The organism is Kitasatospora sp. NPDC058406, assembly GCF_042722765.1.
GTDB lineage: Bacteria > Actinomycetota > Actinomycetes > Streptomycetales > Streptomycetaceae > Kitasatospora.
The window spans coordinates 1-2842 of sequence record NZ_JBHXKE010000459.1 but is presented as its reverse complement, the minus strand read 5'-3'; the positions used below and the strand labels follow the sequence as shown (position 1 = coordinate 2842).

The following is a 2842-nucleotide window of genomic DNA, read 5'->3' as shown; positions in this document are numbered from 1 at the left end:
TCTCCCCGGCCTTCGGCAGCCCGACGGCCGTGCCGTCCTCCGTCGTGCCGTCCTCAGCCACGCCGGTCCCCGCCACATCCCCGAAGCCCGCCTTGTCGCCCCCGCCCGCCCGCCCCTCCGCATCGGCGTCGGCCCAGGAGCCGCCCTCTGCGCAGACCTCCCCCTTGGCCACCGCGAACGGCCCGGCAGCGGCCGGATCCACCTCCGAGTCGGCTGATGAGGTCCCGGCCGAACCGGACACGGACACGGACACGGACAACGATGACCACTCCCTGGCGCAGACCGGCTCCTCCAACCGCACCTCGGTCGTCCTTGCCGTTGGGAGTGCATTGCTGATCGCCGGACTTTTCGTGATCTACCGGGCCCGCCTGAGGAGGGCCACCCGCCGGACTCACCGCAAGGCGCCCTGACACACCAGTGAAAGTCCTGCGGAGTGGATCCCGGCCTGGTACCCGACTCCGTGGTACGTCGCACAGAGTTGCCCACGGGCCTGGTGGGTGCCTCCGGGGAAGCCGGGCCGGACGCCGCCGGACAGTGTCCGGTCAGCGAGGCTGTTGCCCCCGACCGGCCTCGGTGACCGGACGGGTCGCCCAGATGTTGTCTCGGACGCGCGTGCTGCAGTGCGTGCTCGGTCTGTCGGATCGGCAGGTCGCTGAGGCGGTCCGCTGCCGCATCGACTTCAAATATGCGTTGGCCATGGAGCTGGACGATCCTGGCTTCCATCACAGCGTGCTGACCGACTTCCGTGATCGTCTTGCCGAGGACGGCCGTGCCGGTTGCCTCCTGGACCTCGCACGGGCCCGGCTCAAGGAGGCGGGACTGGTGCGCGAGCGCACCACACAGCGCGCCGACTCCACCCACGTCCTGGCCGCGGTGTGTGACCTCACCCGCCTGGAGCTGGTCACCGAGGCGGTTCGCGCCGCACTCGAAGAAGTCGCGCGCATATCCCGGCACCTGTTGGACGAACTGGTCGATGCGGACTGGGGGCACCGCTACGGTCGGCCGGTTGGCCTGGGAAAGAATCCCACCAGGCCCATGACCCGGACTCCTACCACCGGAAACGACGCCGTCCGGCTCCTGGAGCACCTCCACCGGCACGGAGCGGTCCGCGTGTCCGGTACTCGTGTCCAGGCTCTGCGGCACATCATGATGCAGAACTACCACCACATGCCGCCGGGCACATTCGCTGGCGCACCGCCGAGAAGGAAAGCGGGGCGGGACTGCCGCCGTCGTCGCGGGCGGTCGTCTCGCCCTACGACACCTCGGCCCGCTATGCACAGCACGGGCACATCATCAGCTGGAAGGGGTTCGCTGCCCATCTGACCGAGACCTGTGCTCCCGACGGCCCCAACGTGATCACGGATGTCGCCACCGCTGCGGCCACCACCCACGACAGTCAGGTGCTGTCCGGCATCCACACTCGCCTGGCAGGTCGAGGGATGCTGCCCGCGGAGCACCTGGTCGAGGCCGTCTACACCTCCCTGCCGCGCGGGGAGCGCCACAACCCCGACCGGGTGTCCTGGAACTACCTCTACGACGGACGCGGGCGATCCGCGTGGAGGACCGGGCCGCGATTTGCTCCACACTTGGGCGCTGCGGCTCGCCGTACGCGATGGGCTGCGACTGTTCTTGGGCGTGCCGGCGGGATCGTCATGCGGCGGGGAAGTCGAAGGTGTATCCCTGGGCCTTGAGCCAGGGCAGGAGTTGGCGCAGTGCCTCGATTGTCTCGGTGCGGTCGCCGCCGCCGTCGTGCATCAGCACCACTGCGCCGGGGCGCAGTTCGCGCTGGACGTTCGCGATGATCGCGGCGACGCCGGGTCTGGTCCAGTCGAGGCTGTCGACCGTCCAGGTGAGCGAGCGCATGCCGGCGGCGGCCGCGACCTGTTCGTTGGCGGAGGTGAAGCCGCCGCCGGGAGCCCGGAACCAGGGCACTTGGGTGCCTGGTCCGCCGGCCCGGACGATCATGTCCTTGGCGGGTCCGATCTCCTGGACCTGCTGGTCGTGGGAGAGCTGGGCGAACGGCTGGAGGTGGTGGACGGTGTGGTCGCACAGCCGGTGGCCGGCGGCCAGGATCCGTTTGACCATCGTCGGGTTCGCGGTGGCCTGCGGGCCGATCTCACAGAACGTCGCCTTGACGTCGTACTGCGCGAGTACGTCCAGCACGTCGGCGGACGCGGGGCCGGGGCCGTCGTCGAAGGTGAGCGCGACCGTGCGGCCACCGTGCGCGGTGGTTTGGACCAGCGCGGCCGGCTTCGCCGGGGGTGTCGTTTTCGTGGAGGGGGTCGGGGCGGGGCGAGCGCTCGGTACGGTCGAGCGCGAGGGCGCGCCGGCGGCGCCGTTCGCCGGTGTGGCCCCGGGCGTGCTTGGTCCCATGAGCGGGCCGAGCGTGTCGCTCTGTGCCGTGCCGCACCCGGTGACCGTGGCGACGAGCAGGGCGGCGCATGCCGTGAGCAGGCCACTGCGCCGGGCCCGGTCGGCCGAGGGGCGGCGCGAACGGGCGCGCCGCGACGGCGCCGACCTGCCGGTGCTGTCGCCGGCAGGGGTGTCGGAGCGGGAGCCGGTGCTGGAGCAGGTGGCTGCCGCCTGGAGGGCCACGAGGTCGACGGTGGCGCTCAGCACCGTGCTGCGTGTGAGGTGGTGGAACATGCTCTCCCCTTGGGAGTCTGACCGGGCGGCGGGGTGGCCCGGATAGCCGGGCGACCTCCGACAGCACGCCGGTCGACATCGGATAGGTCGGGTGGAATCGTCTGGACGGCATGTCGCGCGAACGAAGAGGCTTCAGAGGCAGCGGAGTTCGCCGAAATGCTTCACGTGGAAAGAGTCCACTGGCCCTGACCGCACT

Annotated in this window: 2 protein-coding genes and 1 pseudogene; 1 reads left to right on the top strand and 2 read right to left on the bottom strand. The window is 70.7% G+C overall.

From position 1 onward, the window contains the following. Positions 1-259: pseudogene (locus ACFWOG_RS40470) on the bottom strand (hypothetical protein); the annotation flags it as partial. A gap of 353 nt (positions 260-612) precedes the next feature. Here ACFWOG_RS40470 and ACFWOG_RS40465 point away from each other — a divergent pair. After that, entirely contained in the window at positions 613-1323 is a 711-nt protein-coding gene (locus tag ACFWOG_RS40465) for a transposase (RefSeq protein WP_380364710.1), read from the top strand. A gap of 327 nt (positions 1324-1650) precedes the next feature. Here ACFWOG_RS40465 and ACFWOG_RS40460 read toward each other — a convergent pair whose 3' ends face one another. Further along, the gene (locus ACFWOG_RS40460; protein ID WP_380364707.1) at positions 1651-2646 is read right to left on the bottom strand and encodes a polysaccharide deacetylase family protein; all 996 of its coding nucleotides are present in this window, start codon (positions 2644-2646) and stop codon (positions 1651-1653) included. Between the last annotated feature and the right edge of the window lie 196 nt (positions 2647-2842).